General features: G+C 72.0%; 17 protein-coding genes. 13 read left to right on the forward strand and 4 right to left on the reverse strand.

What is annotated here, in order from left to right:
* Nucleotides 1-4: 4 nt before the first annotated feature.
* Nucleotides 5-748 (forward strand): SseB family protein, encoded by a 744-nt coding sequence (locus tag ACZ53N_RS14700; RefSeq protein ID WP_469141210.1) that lies wholly within the window; start codon nt 5-7, stop codon nt 746-748.
* Nucleotides 749-1,096: 348 nt separating this feature from the next.
* On the forward strand, nt 1,097-1,828 hold the full coding sequence (locus ACZ53N_RS14705) for an MIP family channel protein (RefSeq protein WP_469141233.1): 732 nt from the start codon (nt 1,097-1,099) through the stop codon (nt 1,826-1,828).
* Between the two features lie 24 nt (nt 1,829-1,852).
* On the opposite strand, the gene ACZ53N_RS14710 is transcribed toward ACZ53N_RS14705, so the two are convergent.
* Nucleotides 1,853-2,245 (reverse strand): DUF1844 domain-containing protein, encoded by a 393-nt coding sequence (locus ACZ53N_RS14710; protein ID WP_469141211.1) that lies wholly within the window; start codon nt 2,243-2,245, stop codon nt 1,853-1,855.
* Nucleotides 2,246-2,691: 446 nt separating this feature from the next.
* Between ACZ53N_RS14710 and infC the strand changes: the two genes are divergently transcribed.
* From infC to ACZ53N_RS14760, 10 genes are all read left to right on the forward strand, one after another.
* Nucleotides 2,692-3,375 carry a translation initiation factor IF-3 gene (gene infC, locus ACZ53N_RS14715; RefSeq protein ID WP_469141212.1) on the forward strand — a complete coding sequence of 228 codons (684 nt, stop codon included), beginning with the start codon at nt 2,692-2,694 and terminating at the stop codon, nt 3,373-3,375.
* Between the two features lie 122 nt (nt 3,376-3,497).
* A complete protein-coding gene (rpmI, locus tag ACZ53N_RS14720) occupies nt 3,498-3,692 on the forward strand; it encodes a 50S ribosomal protein L35 (protein ID WP_184733640.1) in 195 nt (64 codons plus the stop codon).
* Nucleotides 3,693-3,793: 101 nt separating this feature from the next.
* On the forward strand, nt 3,794-4,180 hold the full coding sequence (rplT, locus tag ACZ53N_RS14725) for a 50S ribosomal protein L20 (protein ID WP_102921913.1): 387 nt from the start codon (nt 3,794-3,796) through the stop codon (nt 4,178-4,180).
* A 121-nt stretch (nt 4,181-4,301) separates the two neighbouring features.
* A complete protein-coding gene (locus ACZ53N_RS14730) occupies nt 4,302-5,153 on the forward strand; it encodes a TrmH family RNA methyltransferase (protein ID WP_469141213.1) in 852 nt (283 codons plus the stop codon).
* Nucleotides 5,154-5,217: 64 nt separating this feature from the next.
* Nucleotides 5,218-6,330, forward strand: a complete 1,113-nt coding sequence (locus ACZ53N_RS14735; RefSeq protein WP_469141234.1) for a sensor histidine kinase — start codon at nt 5,218-5,220, stop codon at nt 6,328-6,330.
* A gap of 138 nt (nt 6,331-6,468) precedes the next feature.
* Nucleotides 6,469-7,590: a phenylalanine--tRNA ligase subunit alpha gene (gene pheS / locus ACZ53N_RS14740; RefSeq protein WP_469141214.1), complete on the forward strand. Its 1,122-nt coding sequence runs from the start codon at nt 6,469-6,471 to the stop codon at nt 7,588-7,590.
* Nucleotides 7,590-10,118 carry a phenylalanine--tRNA ligase subunit beta gene (pheT, locus tag ACZ53N_RS14745; protein WP_469141215.1) on the forward strand — a complete coding sequence of 843 codons (2,529 nt, stop codon included), beginning with the start codon at nt 7,590-7,592 and terminating at the stop codon, nt 10,116-10,118. Before pheS ends, pheT begins: the two co-directional genes overlap by 1 nt.
* Nucleotides 10,119-10,338: 220 nt before the next feature.
* Entirely contained in the window at nt 10,339-11,574 is a 1,236-nt protein-coding gene (locus ACZ53N_RS14750; RefSeq protein WP_469141216.1) for a PP2C family protein-serine/threonine phosphatase, read from the forward strand.
* Between the two features lie 118 nt (nt 11,575-11,692).
* Nucleotides 11,693-13,030 carry a tetratricopeptide repeat protein gene (locus ACZ53N_RS14755; RefSeq protein ID WP_469141217.1) on the forward strand — a complete coding sequence of 446 codons (1,338 nt, stop codon included), beginning with the start codon at nt 11,693-11,695 and terminating at the stop codon, nt 13,028-13,030.
* 46 nt (nt 13,031-13,076) lie between these two features.
* Nucleotides 13,077-13,607, forward strand: coding sequence for an NUDIX hydrolase (locus ACZ53N_RS14760; protein WP_469141218.1), 531 nt, complete (start codon nt 13,077-13,079; stop codon nt 13,605-13,607).
* Between the two features lie 38 nt (nt 13,608-13,645).
* Here ACZ53N_RS14760 and ACZ53N_RS14765 read toward each other — a convergent pair whose 3' ends face one another.
* Complete coding sequence (locus tag ACZ53N_RS14765) at nt 13,646-13,903, reverse strand: hypothetical protein (protein WP_184733632.1); 258 nt, start codon at nt 13,901-13,903, stop codon at nt 13,646-13,648.
* A gap of 165 nt (nt 13,904-14,068) precedes the next feature.
* A complete protein-coding gene (locus ACZ53N_RS14770; protein ID WP_469141219.1) occupies nt 14,069-14,926 on the reverse strand; it encodes a 3-hydroxybutyryl-CoA dehydrogenase in 858 nt (285 codons plus the stop codon).
* Between the two features lie 198 nt (nt 14,927-15,124).
* Here ACZ53N_RS14770 and ACZ53N_RS14775 point away from each other — a divergent pair, with 198 nt between their 5' ends.
* Nucleotides 15,125-16,378 (forward strand): glycoside hydrolase family 10-like protein, encoded by a 1,254-nt coding sequence (locus ACZ53N_RS14775; RefSeq protein WP_469141220.1) that lies wholly within the window; start codon nt 15,125-15,127, stop codon nt 16,376-16,378.
* Nucleotides 16,379-16,395: 17 nt separating this feature from the next.
* Here ACZ53N_RS14775 and ACZ53N_RS14780 read toward each other — a convergent pair whose 3' ends face one another.
* Entirely contained in the window at nt 16,396-16,596 is a 201-nt protein-coding gene (locus ACZ53N_RS14780; protein ID WP_469141221.1) for a DUF1918 domain-containing protein, read from the reverse strand.
* Between the last annotated feature and the right edge of the window lie 417 nt (nt 16,597-17,013).

Genomic DNA, 17,013 nt, shown 5'->3' on the forward strand with positions numbered 1-17,013 from the left:
AACCGTGGAGCGAAAGAACATCCCGGACCCCGGTTTCTCCGACGACAACGGCTCCGCCGACCCCGCCCTCGCGGCGGCGCTCGCCGCCTGGTCGGCCGATCCTTCCGCCGACGACGCCGAGGCCGGCGTCCTTGTCGCCTTGCGAGCCGCACGGCTGCTCGTGCCGGTGGTCGCGGTGCTGGGGGAGGTGGAGACCGGGCCGGACGGGCTGCGGCGCGAGAAGACCAGTGACATGGCCGTGCCGACGCTCCAGGCGCCGGACGGCCGCAAGGCGTTGCCCGCGTTCACCTCCATCGAGACCCTGGCCCGCTGGCGCGCGGACGCGCGCCCCGTGGCCGTGCCCCTGCACCAGGCGCTCCAGGCGGCCGCCCACGAGAAGGCGGACACGATCGTGCTGGATCTCGCGGGGCCCGTGCCGTACCAGCTGACGGGCCCGGCCCTGCTGGCGCTGGCGGAGGGGCGGGAGAGCACGGACCCGTCGGCCGACCCGGCCGTCACCGACGCCCTGCGGTCCGTGCTGGCCGGCGAGGCGGGCGTGCTCCGCGCGCACCTGGCGCCCTCGGAGGACGCCGACGGCACCCTGGCGCTCGCGCTGGCCGACGGCGCCGTCCCCGCCGAGGTGGTCCGGAAGGTCGCGGAGGCCCTCGCGGCGGACGACGTGCTGCGGGCCCGGCTCGTCAAGGGGCTGGACCTCGCTCTGCTGCCGCCCGGGGCGGCGGTCCCCGGGGAGCCGCTCTTCAGCCGCTGATCCCCTGCGGGCCGCTCCGCACGGATTCGTGGGTCCGGCGGGCCTTCGGCCACCGGCCGTCTGTGCCGCCTACGGCGGCGGCGCCCTGCGGGCGCGTCCTCAAACGCCGGACGGGCTGGTTTTGGCTGAGCTCAGCCACCAAGCCCGTCCGGCGATTGAGGACACCGCCGCGCAGCGGAGGTGCGCATCGGCCAGGCCCAGGCCCAGGCGCCAGCCGCGCCGGCCGCGAAGCCGACAGGCGCTCCGCCGGAGACCGTCCGACAATGCGAGGACAGTCCACGAGATCCCCGGGAGGACGCCATGGACGCCGTGAAACTGGGATCACTACGGCTCGACCGGCTCGACCCCGTGCAGAAACGGACCGTCGCGGCCGAATTCCTCGGGACCCTGCTGCTGGTCTTCTTCGCCGTCGGATCCGCGGTCCTCGCGGCCGATTACATCGGCGTGCTCGGCATCGCTCTGGCCTTCGGATTCACTCTTCTGGCCCTGGCGTACGCCCTGGGGCCCATATCGGGCTGTCACGTCAACCCGGCGGTCACGCTCGGCCTGCTGCTGGAGGGGCGGATCAGCCGGCGTACGGCGCTGGAGTACTGGATCGCGCAGCTTCTCGGCGGCATCGTGGGGGCGGCGCTGCTGTTCCTGCTGGCCAAGCAGGTGCCGGGGTTGCAGACGGACGGTGCCTTCGGCAGCAACGGCTTCGCCGACCGGTCGGCCGTGCACCTCAACACCGGCGGCGCGTTCCTTGCGGAGGTCGTGATGACCTTCCTGCTGGTCCTCGTCGTCCTGTCGGTGACCCACAAGGTCGCCGTCGTGGGCTTCGACGGGCTGCCGATCGGCTTGGCGCTCGCCGTGGTCCACCTGGTGGGCATCCCGCTGACCGGCACGTCCGTGAACCCGGCGCGCAGCCTGGGTCCGGCCCTCTTCGCGGGCGGCGGAGCGCTCTCCCAGCTGTGGCTGTTCCTCGTCGCCCCGCCGATCGGGGCCGCGCTCGCGGCCTTCGCGCACCGGGTCACCCACCCCCGCATGGGGCCTGCCCACCTCGCGGACGAGCTCTCCACGGAGCCCCGCCCGGCGGCCTGAGACCGCCGGGACCGGGGACAGGCCCTAGCCGAAGACCGGGCCGGTGTACTGCTCGCCCGGGCCCTTGCCCGGCTCGTCCGGCACGACGGAGGCCTCGCGGAAGGCCAGCTGGAGCGACTTCAGACCGTCGCGCAGCGGTCCGGCGTGGAAGTTGCTGACCTCGGTGGCGCTGGCGGTGACCAGCCCGGCGAGGGCGGTGATCAGCTTTCGGGCCTCGTCCAGGTCCTTGTGGTGCTCGCCCTCCTCGGCGAGGCCCAGGTTGACCGCCGCCGAGCTCATCAGGTGCACCGCGACCGTCGTGATCACCTCGACCGCGGGCACGTCCGCGATGTCACGGGTCATGCTGTCGAAGTCCGGCGCCCCTTCGGAGGGGGCCGAGGGGCCCGACGGAGTGGACTCGGGGGTGGCGTCGCTCATCGTTGCTCTTCCGCTTCGGGTCCGGCCGCTCGTACGGGATCGACGTACGAGTCCTGGTGCCGGACGTTTCTCGTGCCGGACGATGTGTCCCGGCCGATGGGCTCCAGCCTAGGGCCCGGGCTCGCGTCCGCCCGAGTGGGGACCGGGCCGGGTCACTGCTATGCTGGGTATCGACCGGCTGGACACTTGCGTGCCCGGCCCACAAGTGGAGGCTCCGATCTCCCACCTCGCACGGCCCTCGGGTCGGCAGGTCTCCGGTCAGGTGACGCCCATCGTTCCGTACGGACGATGTGGAATTGCCCGATGCGCCTCGCGGTTGACCGTGGCGGTGCTCCCGGTGTTTGAGGAGCCCCTGCCTGTGTCCCGTCCGGGGCGTTTTTTGCGTCACGAGCACGACGCGGGGGTCATCCCGAAACAGACGTTACGCGGCTGTCCGCCAGACAACCGTGTGGTGCTACCTAGGAGGCCCCATCAGCACCGAGCCCCGCATCAACGACCGGATTCGCGTCCCCGAGGTGCGACTCGTCGGTCCGAGCGGCGAGCAGGTGGGCATTGTGCCGCTCGCCAAGGCCCTTGAGCTCGCGCAGGAGTACGACCTCGACCTGGTCGAGGTCGCCGCTTCCGCCAGGCCGCCGGTCTGCAAGCTCATGGACTACGGCAAGTTCAAGTACGAGTCGGCCATGAAGGCCCGTGAGGCGCGCAAGAACCAGGCGCACACGGTCATCAAGGAGATGAAGCTCCGGCCGAAGATCGACCCGCACGACTATGACACCAAGAAGGGTCACGTCGTCCGGTTCCTCAAGCAGGGCGACAAGGTCAAGATCACGATCATGTTCCGTGGTCGCGAGCAGTCCCGGCCGGAGCTCGGCTTCCGGCTGCTGCAGCGGCTGGCGTCGGACGTGGAGGAGCTCGGCTTCATCGAGTCGAATCCGAAGCAGGACGGCCGCAACATGATCATGGTTCTCGGCCCGCACAAGAAGAAGACCGAGGCGATGGCCGAGGCGCGTGAACTCGCCGAAGCCCGTAAGGCGGAGCGCCGCGGCGTCGGCCACGCGGACGAGGCCGAGACCCCCGCCGAGGAGGGCACCGCTGTCGCGGAGCCTTCCGAGGACGAGTCCGCCGAGGCGTGATCCCAGGGGCCTGTGCCCCGGATCGACACCCGGGGCAGCCGCCCCGGGCAACCGAACACAGCTGATGCTTCCGTGCGCCCGCTCGCGGGCCGGGGAGTGCCACCGACGAGGAGATACGGCGCATGCCGAAGAACAAGACGCACTCCGGTGCCAGCAAGCGCTTCAAGATCACTGGCTCCGGCAAGGTCATGCGTGAGCGCGCCGGCAAGCGCCACCTGCTCGAGCACAAGTCGTCCAAGCTGACGCGCCGCCTCACCGGCACCGTCGAGTTGGCCCCGGGCGACGCCAAGAAGATCAAGAAGCTTCTCGGCAAGTGACGCTTCGCACCCCGCGTCCGCGGGGTGCGCGTCGGACCGGGACCTATTCGAATTCGGGCCGCGTGAGAACGCACCGCGGCCCCGCTACAAGGAGTTAACAAGTGGCACGCGTCAAGCGGGCAGTCAACGCCCACAAGAAGCGCCGGGCGATCCTCGAGGCGGCCAAGGGCTACCGCGGTCAGCGGTCGCGCCTGTACCGCAAGGCCAAGGAGCAGGTCACCCACTCCCTGGTCTACAACTACAACGACCGCAAGAAGCGCAAGGGCGACTTCCGTCAGCTGTGGATCCAGCGCATCAACGCCGCTGCCCGCCAGAACGGCATGACGTACAACCGCCTCATCCAGGGTCTGAAGGCCGCCAACATCGAGGTGGACCGCAAGATCCTGGCCGAGCTCGCGGTCAACGACATGAACGCGTTCGCCGCGCTCGTCGAGGTCGCGCAGAAGGCTCTGCCGGCCGACGTCAACGCCCCGAAGGCCGCCGCCTGATCCGGCGCCCCAAGGCAGTCGATCGGACCCGTAGGCCCCGCGGCCTGCGGGTCCATCGTTTTTCCGCCGTCGCGCCTCTTTCTCCGCCTTCCTCTCGTGACCACGAAGTGAGCCGCCGCCCATGGGCACCCCCGAGCTGATCTCCCCGCGCTCCCCCCGCGTCATCGCCGCCCGTCGGCTGGCCAAGCGCAATTTCCGGGTCAAGGAGCGACGGTTCATCGCCGAGGGCCCCCAGGCGGTGCGCGAGGCGATCGAGCACCGTAGCGGCGGCGAGCCCACCCTCCTCGAACTGTTCGCGACCCTCGACGCCGCCGAGCGGCACGCCGAGATCGTCGACGCGGCCCGCGCCGCCGGGGTCCGGGTGCACTACGCCGAGGACGACGTGATCGCCGAGCTCTCGCAGACGGTCACCCCGCAGGGCCTGGTCGGCGTCTGCCGCTTCCTCGACTCGCCCTTCGAGGAGATCCTCGCCGCCCGGCCCAAGCTGATCGCCGTCCTCGCGCACGTCCGCGACCCCGGCAACGCCGGTACCGTCCTGCGTTGCGCCGACGCCGCCGGCGCGGACGCCGTGGTGCTCACCGACGCCTCGGTGGACCTGTACAACCCCAAGTCCGTACGCGCCTCCGTGGGCTCCCTGTTCCATCTGCCGGTCGCCGTCGGGGTCCCCGTCGAGCAGGCCGCGCGCGGGCTGCGGGACGCCGGGGTGCGGGTGCTGGCCGCCGACGGCGCGGGCGTCGACCTCGACGCCGAGCTGGACCGGGGCGCGATGGGCACCCCCACCGCCTGGATCTTCGGCAACGAGGCGTGGGGCCTGCCGGAGGAGACCCGGGCGCTCGCCGACGCGGTGGTACGGGTGCCGATCCACGGCAAGGCCGAGAGCCTGAACCTCGCGACGGCCGCCGCCGTGTGCCTGTATGCCTCCGCCCGTGCGCAGCGTGCAGCCGGAGGGTGCCGCTCCGTGACCTCCAGCTAGTAGGGTTTGCGGTCCGGGGGCTCGGGAGGGGGTGCGGGTGGTGAACGTCAGGACTTCCGGGAGAGTGGCCGACATCTGTCCGGACGCCTCCCACGGGACGCCGGTCACCGGCGCGGGCGGGCTCGGGCTGCACCCCGACGACCTGCCGGACGGGCTGGTCGTCGCCGACGACACCGGCCGGGTCACCTGCTTCAACGCCGCCGCGGCCCGCATCACGGCCGTACGGGCCGGGGACGCGCTGGGCAGGCCGCTGGAGCGGGCCCTGCCGCTGGAGGATCTGGACGGCCGCCGCTGGTGGACCCTGACCGATCCCTACGGCGGGCTCAGCACCCGGGTCGGCCAGCCGGAGCGGAAGCTGCTGCTCCCCGGCGGCCGCGAGGTGCTGGTCTCCGCCCGGTACGTCCGCGAGCGGCCGAACGGGCCCGTGGTCCGGCTCGTCGTCCAGCTGCGCGGCACCGAGGCGCGTCGGCGCACCGAGCGCAGCCACGCCGAGCTGATCGCCACCGTCGCCCACGAGCTGCGCTCGCCGCTGACCTCCGTCAAGGGCTTCACCGCGACGCTGCTGGCCAAGTGGGAGCGGTTCACCGACGACCAGAAGCGGCTGATGCTGGAAACCGTCGACGCAGACGCCGACCGGGTCAACCGGCTCATCGCCGAGCTGCTCGACATCTCCCGGATCGACTCCGGGCGGCTGGAGGTGCGCCGCCAGCCCGTCGACATCGTCGGTGCCGTCCGTCGGCACGTCCAGGCCCACACCGCGGCCGGACAGCACGCCGAGCGGTTCCGGGTCAGGGTCGTGGAGCCGCTGCCCGCGCTCTGGGCCGATCCGGACAAGATCGACCAGGTGCTGGGCAACCTGCTGGAAAACGCGGTGCGCCACGGCGAGGGAACGGTCACCATAGAGGTGGCACCGGCCCGGATGAAGGCCCACACGGAGGGAACGGCGGTCACCGTGAGCGATGAGGGCCCCGGCATCCCCGAGGAGTCGATGGGCCGCGTCTTCACCCGCTTCTGGCGGGGCAGCAAGCGCGGCGGCACCGGCCTGGGCCTCTATATCGTCAAGGGCATCGTCGAGGCGCACGGCGGGACGATCACCGTGGGACGCACTCCGCACGGTGGCGCACAGTTCCGATTTACCCTGCCCGTGGGCGCCCCGGCCTTTCTCACCCAGGCCTGAGCGCGGCCCGCGGGCCCACCCGACCATCCGCGCCCTTTAGACTCGACCTTTGGCACCTTTGGCACGACCTTGGCACCAACGCAGTCGGGCAAAGCCGCGCAGCGAAGCGAAGCCAGCCGATCGGAAGCACGGGAAGAGATGTCCGCACCCAATAAGTCGTATGACCCTGTCGAGGTCGAGGCACTGAAACCGGAAGAGATCGAGCGGATGCGGGACGAGGCGCTCGCCGCCTTCGCCGCCGCCGGCGACCTCGAGGCCCTCCACGAGGCGAAGATCGCGCACACCGGTCCCGCGTCGCCGCTGTCCCTCGCCAACCGCGAGATCGGCGCGCTCCCGCCGCAGGCCAAGGCCGAGGCCGGCAAGCGCGTGGGCATGGCCCGCGGCGCCGTCAGCAAGGCCCTCGCCGCCCGCCAGGTGGAGCTGGAGGCGGAGCGCGACGCCCGTGTGCTGGTCGAGGAGGCCGTCGACGTCACGCTGCCGTACGACCGCGTCCCCGCCGGTGCCCGGCACCCGCTGACCACGCTCTCCGAGCGCATCGAGGACGTCTTCGTCGCGATGGGCTACGAGGTCGCCGAGGGCCCCGAGGTCGAGGCCGAGTGGTTCAACTTCGACGCCCTGAACTTCGAGCCGGACCACCCGGCCCGTGCCATGCAGGACACCTTCTTCGTCCAGGACGGCGACGGCAAGGCCGACTCCGGCGTCGTGCTGCGCACCCACACCTCCCCGGTGCAGGTCCGCAGCATGCTCGACCGCGAGCCGCCCATCTACGTGATCTGCCCGGGCCGCGTCTACCGCACCGACGAGCTGGACGCCACGCACACCCCGGTCTTCCACCAGGTCGAGCTGCTCGCCATCGACGAGGGCCTGACCATGGCGGACCTCAAGGGCACCCTCGACCACATGGTCCAGGCGCTCTTCGGGGCCGGGGTGACCACCCGGCTGCGGCCGAACTACTTCCCGTTCACCGAGCCGTCCGCCGAGATGGACATGCGGTGCTACGTGTGCCGCGGCGAGTCGGTCGGCAACCCCGACCGCCCCTGCCGCACCTGCTCCAGCGAGGGCTGGATCGAGCTGGGCGGCTGCGGCATGGTCAACCCGCGGGTGCTGGTCGCCGCGGGCATCGACCCGGAGAAGTACAGCGGATTCGCCTTCGGGTTCGGCATCGAGCGGATGCTGATGTTCCGCCACAACGTCGAAGACATGCGAGACATGGTCGAGGGTGACGTGCGCTTCACCCGGCCGTTCGGGATGGAGATCTGATGCGGGTCCCGCTTTCTTGGCTGCGGGAATACGTCGACCTGCCGGCCGGTGAGACCGGTCGCGACGTACAGGCCAAACTCGTCGCCGCCGGCCTCGAGGTCGAGCGTGTCGAGCAGCTCGGCACCGGCCTCAAGGGCCCCCTGGTCGTCGGCAAGGTCCTCACGATCGAGGAGCTGGAGGGCTTCCGCAAGCCCATCCGCTTCTGCACGGTCGACGTCGGCCAGGCCAACGGCACGGGCGAGCCGCAGGAGATCGTCTGCGGCGCGCGCAACTTCTCCGTCGGCGACAAGGTCGTCGTGGTGCTCCCCGGCGCCGTGCTGCCCGGTGATTTCGCGATCGCCGCGCGCAAGACGTACGGCCGCACCTCCCACGGCATGATCTGCTCGGGCGACGAGCTGGGCATGGGCGACGACGGCACGGGCGGCATCATCGTCCTGCCGCCGGAGCACGAGGTGGGCACCGACGCCATCGAGCTGCTCGAGCTGGTCGACGAGGTCCTCGACATCGCGGTCACCCCCGACCGGGGCTACTGCCTGTCGATGCGCGGCGTGGCCCGCGAGGCCGCGACCGCCTACGGGCTGCCGCTGCGCGACCCGGCCCTGCTGGACGTGCCCGCGCCCAACAGCTACGGCTACCTGGTCAAGGTCGCCGACCCGGCCGGTTGCGCCCGCTTCACCGCCCGCACCGTCACCGGCCTCGACCCCGAGGCGCACTCGCCGATCTGGCTCCGCCGCCGGCTGCAGAAGGCGGGCATGCGCCCGGTCTCGCTGGCCGTCGACGTCACGAACTACGTGATGCTCGAGCTGGGCCAGCCGCTGCACGCCTACGACCGGTCCCGCATCGACGGGCCGATCGGTGTGCGCCGCGCCGAGCAGGGCGAGAAGCTCGTCACCCTCGACGGCACCAAGCGCGTGCTGGACGCCGAGGACCTGGTCATCACCGACAACAACGGGCCGATCGGGCTCGCGGGCGTCATGGGCGGGGCCAACACCGAAATCGCGGACGCCACGACCGACCCCGAGACGGGCGCGGTCAGCGGCACCACCGAGATCATCATCGAGGCGGCGCACTTCGACGCCGTCTCCATCGCGCGGACGGCCCGCCGTCACAAGCTGTCCTCCGAGGCGTCCAAGCGCTTCGAGCGCGGCGTCGACCCGAACGCCGCCTCCGCGGCGGCCCAGCGGACCGTGGACCTGATGGTCCTGCTGGCGGGCGGCAGCGCCGAGGCCGGGGTCACCGAGATCGTCGCCCCCAGCGGGCCCCGCACCATCTCGATCAGCGCCGACCACCCCGACCGGGTGGCCGGTGTCGAGTACGGCCGGGAGACCGTCGTCCGCCGCCTCCAGGAGGTCGGCTGCGATGTCTACGGGCAGGACGAGCTGATCGTCACCGTGCCCAGCTGGCGGCCGGACCTCACCGACCCCAATGACCTGGCCGAAGAGGTCATCCGGCTGGAGGGCTACGAGAACCTGCCCGCCACCCTGCCGCAGCCCCCCGCCGGGCGTGGCCTGACCGAGCGGCAGCGTCTGCACCGCCGGGTCGGCCGCGCGCTCGCCGGCGCGGGCTTCGTCGAGGCGCCCAACTACCCCTTCATCGGGGAAGAGGCCCTCGACCATCTCGGCCTGGAGGCCGACGACGCGCGCCGCTCGGTGGTGCGCCTGGTCAACCCCCTCGCCGACACCGAGCCGGCGCTGCGCACCACGCTGCTGCCGGGCCTCTTCGGCGCCCTGCGCCGCAACGACGGCCGCGGTGAGCGCGACCTCGCGCTCTTCGAGACGGGCCTGGTCTTCCGGCCGACCGGTGACGAGCGTCGCTCGGTCCGGCTGCCGGTCGACCGCCGCCCGACCGACGAGGAGATCGCCGGCCTCGACGCCGCACTGCCCCGGCAGCCGCGGCACGTGGCCGCCGTCCTCACCGGGGCGCGCGAGCTGCCCGGCTGGTGGGGCCAGGGCCGTCCGGCCGGCTGGGCGGAGGCCGTCGAGGCGGCCCGCACGGTCGCCCGTGAGGCCGGTGCCGAGCTGATCGTCCGCCAGGACCAGCGGGCGCCGTTCCACCCCGGCCGGTGCGCCGCTCTCTTCGCGGTGGTCGACGGCGCGGAGGTGTTCGTCGGCAGCGCCGGCGAGCTGCACCCGCGGGTGACCAAGGCGTTCGGCCTGCCGGAGCGCACCTGCGCGATGGAGCTCGAGCTCGACCTGCTGGAGCGCGCGGGCACCGGCGTCGCCCGGGCCCCGCACGTGTCCACCTTCCCGGTGGCCACCCAGGACGTCGCGCTCGTCGTGGACGCCTCGGTCCCCGCGGCCGACGTCGAGGCCGCGCTGCGCTCGGGTGCGGGCGAACTCCTCGAGTCGCTGCGCCTGTTCGACGTCTTCACCGGCGAACAGCTCGGCGCGGGCAAGAAGTCGCTGGCCTACGCGCTGCGCTTCCGCGCCGCCGACCGCACGCTGACCGCCGAGGAGGCCACGGCCGCCCGCGATGCCGCGGTCGCCGCGGCCGTCGAGCGCACGGGAGCCGCCCTGCGCGGCGCGTAACACCGCACGGCCCGCCGCCCGACCGGCGGCCGTATGCACAGCGCAGGGGCGCATCCGGATCTCCGGGTGCGCCCCTCGCTTATGCCGCATATGCCTGACCCACGTTCCGAATATCACTCAATAGGGTGGAAATCGGTGGTCTGGTCGTTACTTCGGCGTGCCTGCTCGGCAAGAATCGAGCGCGTCATTGCTGCTACGCCCTAGTGGGGGGCCGCCGGGCATGATCCGTACAGGGGCAGGCCGGTGCCGGCGGGGTCTGGTGTTCGCGCTACCCGGACTGTGGGTGCTCGGGGTGGTGGTCTGGGAACTCCTGAGCCCGATGGGCACCCCATTCATCCAACTGCTCGCCGCCGCGCCCGCCATCGCCTGCGCCGGCAGCGGCCGCCGCCAGTGCGTCGTGCTCGGCGGCGCCTGCGCGCTCTTCGCGCTCGTCCCCCTCGGTTCGACCGGCCGCGCGGACCCGGTGGGCCGCGCGGGCACCGGCTGCGCGATCCTCGCCGTCGTCGTGGCCGGCTACTTCACCACGGGCCGCAGGCTGCGGCTGCAGCGGGAGCTGGAGCGGCTGCGCGAGATCGCCGCCACCGCGCAGCAGGCCCTGCTGCGTCCCCTGCCGCCCCGGATCGACGGGATCACCGTCGCGGGCGGGCATCTGTCGGCGAGCGAAGGGGCCCTGGTCGGCGGCGATCTGTACGAGGCGCTCGCCACCCCGCACGGGGTGCGCATCGTGATGGGCGACGTCCGCGGCCACGGCCTCGGTGCGATCGGCACCGTCGCCGCCGTGCTCGGCAGCTTCCGTGAGGCCGCCCACGACGAGGTGGAACTGCCGGGCGTGCTGAGGCGGTTGGAGCGCGGCCTGCAGCGGCACCTGGGCCAGCGGGCCGGAGCCGAGCCCCGGACACCGCCGCTCGGCGCGCCCGTGGGGGCGCCCCCGCCGAAGCGGGAGGACGAGCGGGAGCGGTCCTGCGCCGAGGAGTTCGTCACCGTGCTGCTGCTGGAGCTCCGGGCCGACGGCGAGGTGGCGGTGCTCAACTGCGGGCATCCCTGGCCGTATCGGCTCCGCGGCACGGCCGATGCCGCTGCGCGGGCCGTCGCGGTGGCCCCCGGGGAGCCGCTGCCGCCGCTCGGGGTCTTCCCACTGCCGGCCGAGATGCCCGTCCTGCGGCTGCCCCGGCTACTGCCCGGCGACACCCTGGTGCTGCACACCGACGGCGCCGAGGACGCGCGGAACGCGGCGGGGGCGTTCTTCCCCCTGGAGCGCGCCCTGGCCGAGGCCGCGCACGGCGCGCCCATCGTGCCCGCGACGGTCGTCGAGCACGTCCGTGGCGCGCTGTTGCGGCACACCGGGGGCCTGCTGACCGACGACGTCGCCCTGTTGGCCCTGCGGGACGACCGGCAGCGCATTCCGGTGCGCACGCCCCACGCCGACCTCGCGCGGGTCTGTCGGCCCCGCTCCTGAACGGCTCCCGACGGCCGGAAATCGCCGCCGCGCGGCCACGCACGGCGGTGGCCCGTTCACACCCCGTGCGAAGGGATCTCCCTTACGCTGATCCCACCGAGCGTTTCCGGAGGGCAGGATGGAGCCCAACACTCTGCTCGACGCCATTCTCGACGAGGCGGGGATCTCCCACGCGGGCCTGGCCGCCCATGTCAACGCGGCCGGCCGTGCCCGCGGACTGGCGTTGCGCTACGAACACACCGCCGTCGCCCGCTGGTTGCGCGGCCAGCGGCCGCGCGGCCAGGTGCCGGACCTGATCTGCGAGGTCCTCGGCGAGCGGCTGCACCGCGCGCTGACCCTCGACGACATCGGCCTCGGCACCCCCGGTAGTCCCCGGGTGCCCGGCACCCCGCTCTCCGGCTTCGTCGAACGCGCCACCGCACTGTGGCGATCCGACGAGCAGCAGCGCGAGCACGTCGTCAGTGCCCCGGCCGTGACCGGCACACCTGCCGTGATCCCGGTCTGGGAGTGGGAGAACCCGCCCGAGGACGCCGACGTCTCCCGGCGCGGCCTGACCCGGGTGTCCATGGACGACATCGAGATGCTGCGCGCGGCCCGCGCGCACTACGAGCAGATGTACCGCAAGGCGGGCGGCATCGCGACCCGCGCCCGGGTCGTCGGCTTCCTCAACTCCGAGGCCGCGCCCCTGCTGCGCGGCAGCTATCCCGACGAGACGGGCCGTCAGCTGCACCGCGCCACCGGGGGCCTGGTCGCGGTCGCCGGGATCTGCGCGTACGACTCCGACGCGCACGGACTGGCCCAGCGCTATTTCCACCAGGCGTTGCGGCTCGCCAAGGCCAGCGGGGACCGCGGGCTCGGCGCGTACGTCATCGCCCTGCTCGTCAACCAGTCGCTGTTCATGGGGGAGTACCGGCAGGCCGTCGCCTTCGCCGAGTCCGCGCTGCGGGCGGCGGGCGCGCACCTGACCCCGGCGCTCGCCGCCGACCTCTACGCCATGCAGGCCAAGGCCTACGCGCGGCTCGGCGACGGCGCCGGGGCACTCGCCTGCATCCGCCGCGCCGAGACCGCCGCCGAGCGCATCCACCGCGGCCAGGAGCCCGCCGAGACCGGCTACGTACAGCCCGGACTGGTGAACGTACAGGTCGCCGAGGCGCTGCTCAGCCTCGGCGACCTCGGACCCGCCCGTGAGCACGCGGACCGGGCGGTCGACACCCCCGCGCACGACCGGGGCCGTGTCCACCGGCTCGCCATGCTCACGCACATCGAGCTGCGTCAAGGAGACGCGGACAAGGCGGTGGCCACCGCGCGGGAGATGACCGAGCAGGCGAGAGGCATGGAATCGCAGCGGTTACGGGACCGGCTCCGAGCGGTGCGCGAGCACCTGATCGAAAGTGGGTGCGCGGCCACGGCCGAGGCCGCCGAGATGATCGACGGGGCGCTGCGCGTGCCCTTGTGAGGACAGCGCCCGGGAGGTGGCCACCTCGGCGGAAGGTGGCATACACGTGCGTTGGAAGAATCTCAGCGAGCGGAGCGTCTACGAGAACCGGTGGTTCCGGGTCAATCTCGCGGACGTCGAACTCCCCGACGGCCGCCACCTCGACCACTTCCTGATCCGGCTGCGGCCCGTCGCCGTGGCCACGGTGGTCAACGAGGCGAACGAGGTTCTGCTGCTGTGGCGGCACCGTTTCATCACCGACACCTGGGGCTGGGAGCTGGCCGCCGGGGTCGTGGAGGACGGCGAGGACATCGCCTCTGCCGCGGCCCGTGAGATGGAGGAGGAGACCGGATGGCGGCCGGGCCCCCTGCGGCACCTGATGACAGTGGAACCGTCCAACGGTCTCACCGATGCCCGCCATCACATCTACTGGACGGACGAGGCCGAGTACCTCGGTGATCCGGAGGACGACTTCGAGTCGGACCGCCGGGAGTGGGTGCCGCTCAAGCTGGTACCCGACATGATCACCCGCGGTGAGGTCCCGGCCGCCAACATGGCGGCCGCGCTACTGCTGCTGCACCATCTGCGGCTCGGCTGACCGCCGGGCCCGCACCGCGGGCCGGGAGCGTCCCGCGCTCACCGGCCGGCCGCCTGCCAGACGGCGATCCCCAGGGCGGCGAGGCCGGTGAGCGCGGCAAGTGACGGCAAGGGCCACCTGCCGTGTTCCAGGGCCCGTACCCGGCCCGTCATCTCGTTGATCTCGCGTTCCGACTGATCGCTGCGCTGGGTGAGGAGGGCGAGGTGGCCGTCGATGCGGGCGACCCCGACATCGAGGCTACGACGTAATTCCGCGAGCTCGGCCGACTTGACGGCGTGCTCGGGATGGCTGGTCACGGTCCGTTCCCCTTCCGGAGGGCTCTGCCAGGTGGTGTCCGACGAGGTGAGTCAACCGCGTGGACAGGCGGGGCGGGAGCGTGTGCGGAGGGTATATGCGAGTCACCGCCGCACACCCCGTGTGAACACGGGGTGTGCGGCGGTGACATGGCGCGACGGGCAGGCTCAGTACGAGTAGAAGCCCGAGCCGGTCTTGCGGCCCAGCCGGCCCGCGTCGACCATGCGCTGGAGCAGCGGGGGAGCGGCGTACAGCGGCTCCTTGTATTCCTGATACATGCTGTCGGCGACCGAGGCGACGGTGTCCAGGCCGATCAGGTCGGAGAGCTTGAGCGGGCCCATGGGGTGGGCGCAGCCCAGCTCCATGCCGTTGTCGATGTCCTCGCGGCTGGCGATGCCGGACTCGAACATCCGGATCGCGGAGAGCAGATACGGGATCAGCAGCGCGTTCACGACGAAGCCCGAACGGTCCTGGGCGCGGATGGCGTGCTTGCCCAGGATCTTGCCGACCAGCGCCTCGGCGCGCTTGATCGTCTCCTCGCCGGTGGTCAGGGCCGGGATCAGCTCGACGAGCTGCTGCACCGGGGCCGGGTTGAAGAAGTGGATGCCGATGACCTGGTCGGGCCGTGAGGTCGCGACGGCCAGCTTCACCAGCGGGATGGAGGAGGTGTTGGAGGCCAGGATCGCGTCCGGGCGGGTGACCACCTGGTCGAGCACCTGGAAGATCTCGGTCTTGACCTGCTCGTTCTCGACGACCGCCTCGATGACCAGGTCACGGTCGGCGAACTCGCCCAGGTCGGTGGTGAAGCTCAGCCGTGCCAGGGTCGCGTCGCGCTCCTCCTCGGTGATCTTGCCGCGTTCGGCGGCCTTGCCGAGGGAGTTGGTCAGCCGGGTGCGGCCGAGCTCCAGGGCCTCACCGGTGGTCTCCGCGACCTTGACGTCCAGGCCGGCACGGGCACACACCTCCGCGATGCCCGCGCCCATCTGGCCGCAGCCCACCACTCCGACGCGTGTCACGTCGGCCACTGAGTCCGTCACATCGTGCCTTTCGCTGATCTTGGTCGACCGGCGGGGAGCTTGTCCTCCCACCGATCGTGTCGGTGTGGAGACCCCCGGCTCCCGCCTCGGTCCAGACGTTACTCCGCGACAGGCGGTGCTGATGGGGCCGGGGCGGGCATGCTCTGCGCATACGGTGTGACCGATCCGACAAGGAGTGGCACGCATATGGGACGTATCAGCCGAAGAGGGTTCACTGCGGCGGCTGCGGGTGCGATGTCCGTCATGCTGGCGACGGGTGAGGCACGGGCGCGGAACGTGGCGGCGGACGCCGTGGACGACGAAGCCAGGCGGAAGCGTGAATTCCGAGGCATGTGGACCGCGACCGTCGTGAACATCGACTGGCCGTCCAGGCCGGGGCTCGAACCGGAGGCGCAGCGGGCCGAGCTGCTCGCCCTGTTCGACACGGCCGTCGCCCGGCGGCTCAACGCCGTGATCCTGCAGATCCGCCCGACCGCCGACGCCTTCTGGCCCTCCCCGTACGAGCCGTGGTCGGAGTACCTGACCGGCACTCAGGGCAAGCACCCCGGCTGGGATCCGCTCGCCTTCGCGGTGCGGGAGGCGCACCGACGCCGGCTGGAGCTGCACGGCTGGTTCAACCCCTACCGCGTCGCCAACCACACCGACCCGACCCGGCTGGTCGCCACCCACCCCGCGCGACAGCACCCCGACTGGGTGCTGCCCTACGGCGGAAAGCTGTACTACAACCCCGGGCTGCCCGAGGTCCGCCGCTTCGTCCAGGACGCGATCCTCGACGCGGTCACCCGCTACGACCTCGACGGCGTGCACTTCGACGACTACTTCTACCCGTACCCGGTGGCCGGGCAGACCTTCGACGACACCGCCGTGTTCGAGCGCTACGGCACGGGCTTCCCCGACCGGGCGGCCTGGCGGCGGGACAACATCGACCGACTGGTGCACGAGATGGGGACGCGCATCAAGAGACGCAAGAGACATGTGAAGTTCGGCGTCAGCCCCTTCGCCATCTGGCGCAACCGGGCCACCGATCCGCTGGGCTCCGACACCCGCGCCGGGGTGCAGACCTACGACGATCTGCACGCCGACACCCGAAAATGGGTCCGGGAGGAGTGGATCGACTACATCGTTCCGCAGATCTACTGGCACATCGGCTTCGCCGCCGCCGACTACGCCAAGCTCGTCCCCTGGTGGGCGGAGACCGTGCGCGGCACGGATGTCCATCTCTACATCGGCGAGGCCCTCTACAAGGCGGGGGCCGCGGGCCAGCCCGCACCCTGGCAGGACCCGGCCGAACTCTCCCGCCACCTCGCCCTCGGCCGGAACCACCCCGAGGTGCTCGGCAACATCTACTTCTCCACGAAGCAGGTGGTCGCCGACCCCATCGGGGCCATGGCGCGCGTGGTCGCCGACCACTATCCCGACCGCGCGCGCCCGCCGCGCTGAACGTGGTGGTGGGGCGGTTAGAGGGAGTCCCCCGCCTTGCGGTGGTCCACGCTGGTGTCGGGGCCCGGGGACATGATCGTCTCGTGCCCGTTCGCCGAGCGGACGCGGAACGGCGGCGTGCCGTCGGGGCCCAGCACTTCCACGATTTCCACGACCCGGTCGTGCTCCCCGACTACGCGGCCGTGCGTCACCAAGCGGTCGCCCTTGCTCGCATGCATCGACGGTGCCCTTCCGTTGGAGGTCCCCGATTCGAGGTCCGACACGTGCACTGGGATGTACCGCCAATTCTACGGTGACCGGCGGTTTATGGCTCGCCCCTCGGCCATTCAGGTCAGGGGCGAGCGCCCGTAGGGCCTGTCCGGCGGATCTTCGGCCGCGGGCCGTCGTTGCCGCCTCTCGCCTGACCGGCAGGACGTCGACTGCGGGCCGTCGTTGCCGCCTGCGGCGGCGGGCGCCCTGCGGGCGCGTCCTCAAACGCCGGACGGGCTGGTTTCGGCTGAGCTCAGCCGAAACCAGCCTGCTGGGGGCACCTCCCAGCAGGCCCTAGGTGTGTTGTTCGGACAGGTTGGTGACGCGGCTGGCTGGTGGGTGGCCGTCGATGCCGGTGTGGGGTCGGTGGTAGTTGTACCAGTCCA

It is taken from the genome of Streptomyces sp. NPDC033229 (genome assembly GCF_055576875.1).

What these genes read in the sequence shown, in the direction of transcription:
- ACZ53N_RS14710 (WP_469141211.1), bottom strand. Translation starts at nt 2,245, where the DNA reads ATGAGCGACGCCACCCCCGAGTCCACTCCGTCGGGCCCCTCGGCCCCC.
- rpmI (WP_184733640.1), top strand. Translation starts at nt 3,498, where the DNA reads ATGCCGAAGAACAAGACGCACTCCGGTGCCAGCAAGCGCTTCAAGATC.
- ACZ53N_RS14730 (WP_469141213.1), top strand. Translation starts at nt 4,302, where the DNA reads ATGGGCACCCCCGAGCTGATCTCCCCGCGCTCCCCCCGCGTCATCGCC.
- pheS (WP_469141214.1), top strand. Translation starts at nt 6,469, where the DNA reads ATGTCCGCACCCAATAAGTCGTATGACCCTGTCGAGGTCGAGGCACTG.
- pheT (WP_469141215.1), top strand. Translation starts at nt 7,590, where the DNA reads ATGCGGGTCCCGCTTTCTTGGCTGCGGGAATACGTCGACCTGCCGGCC.
- ACZ53N_RS14750 (WP_469141216.1), top strand. Translation starts at nt 10,339, where the DNA reads ATGATCCGTACAGGGGCAGGCCGGTGCCGGCGGGGTCTGGTGTTCGCG.
- ACZ53N_RS14755 (WP_469141217.1), top strand. Translation starts at nt 11,693, where the DNA reads ATGGAGCCCAACACTCTGCTCGACGCCATTCTCGACGAGGCGGGGATC.
- ACZ53N_RS14775 (WP_469141220.1), top strand. Translation starts at nt 15,125, where the DNA reads ATGGGACGTATCAGCCGAAGAGGGTTCACTGCGGCGGCTGCGGGTGCG.
- ACZ53N_RS14780 (WP_469141221.1), bottom strand. Translation starts at nt 16,596, where the DNA reads ATGCATGCGAGCAAGGGCGACCGCTTGGTGACGCACGGCCGCGTAGTC.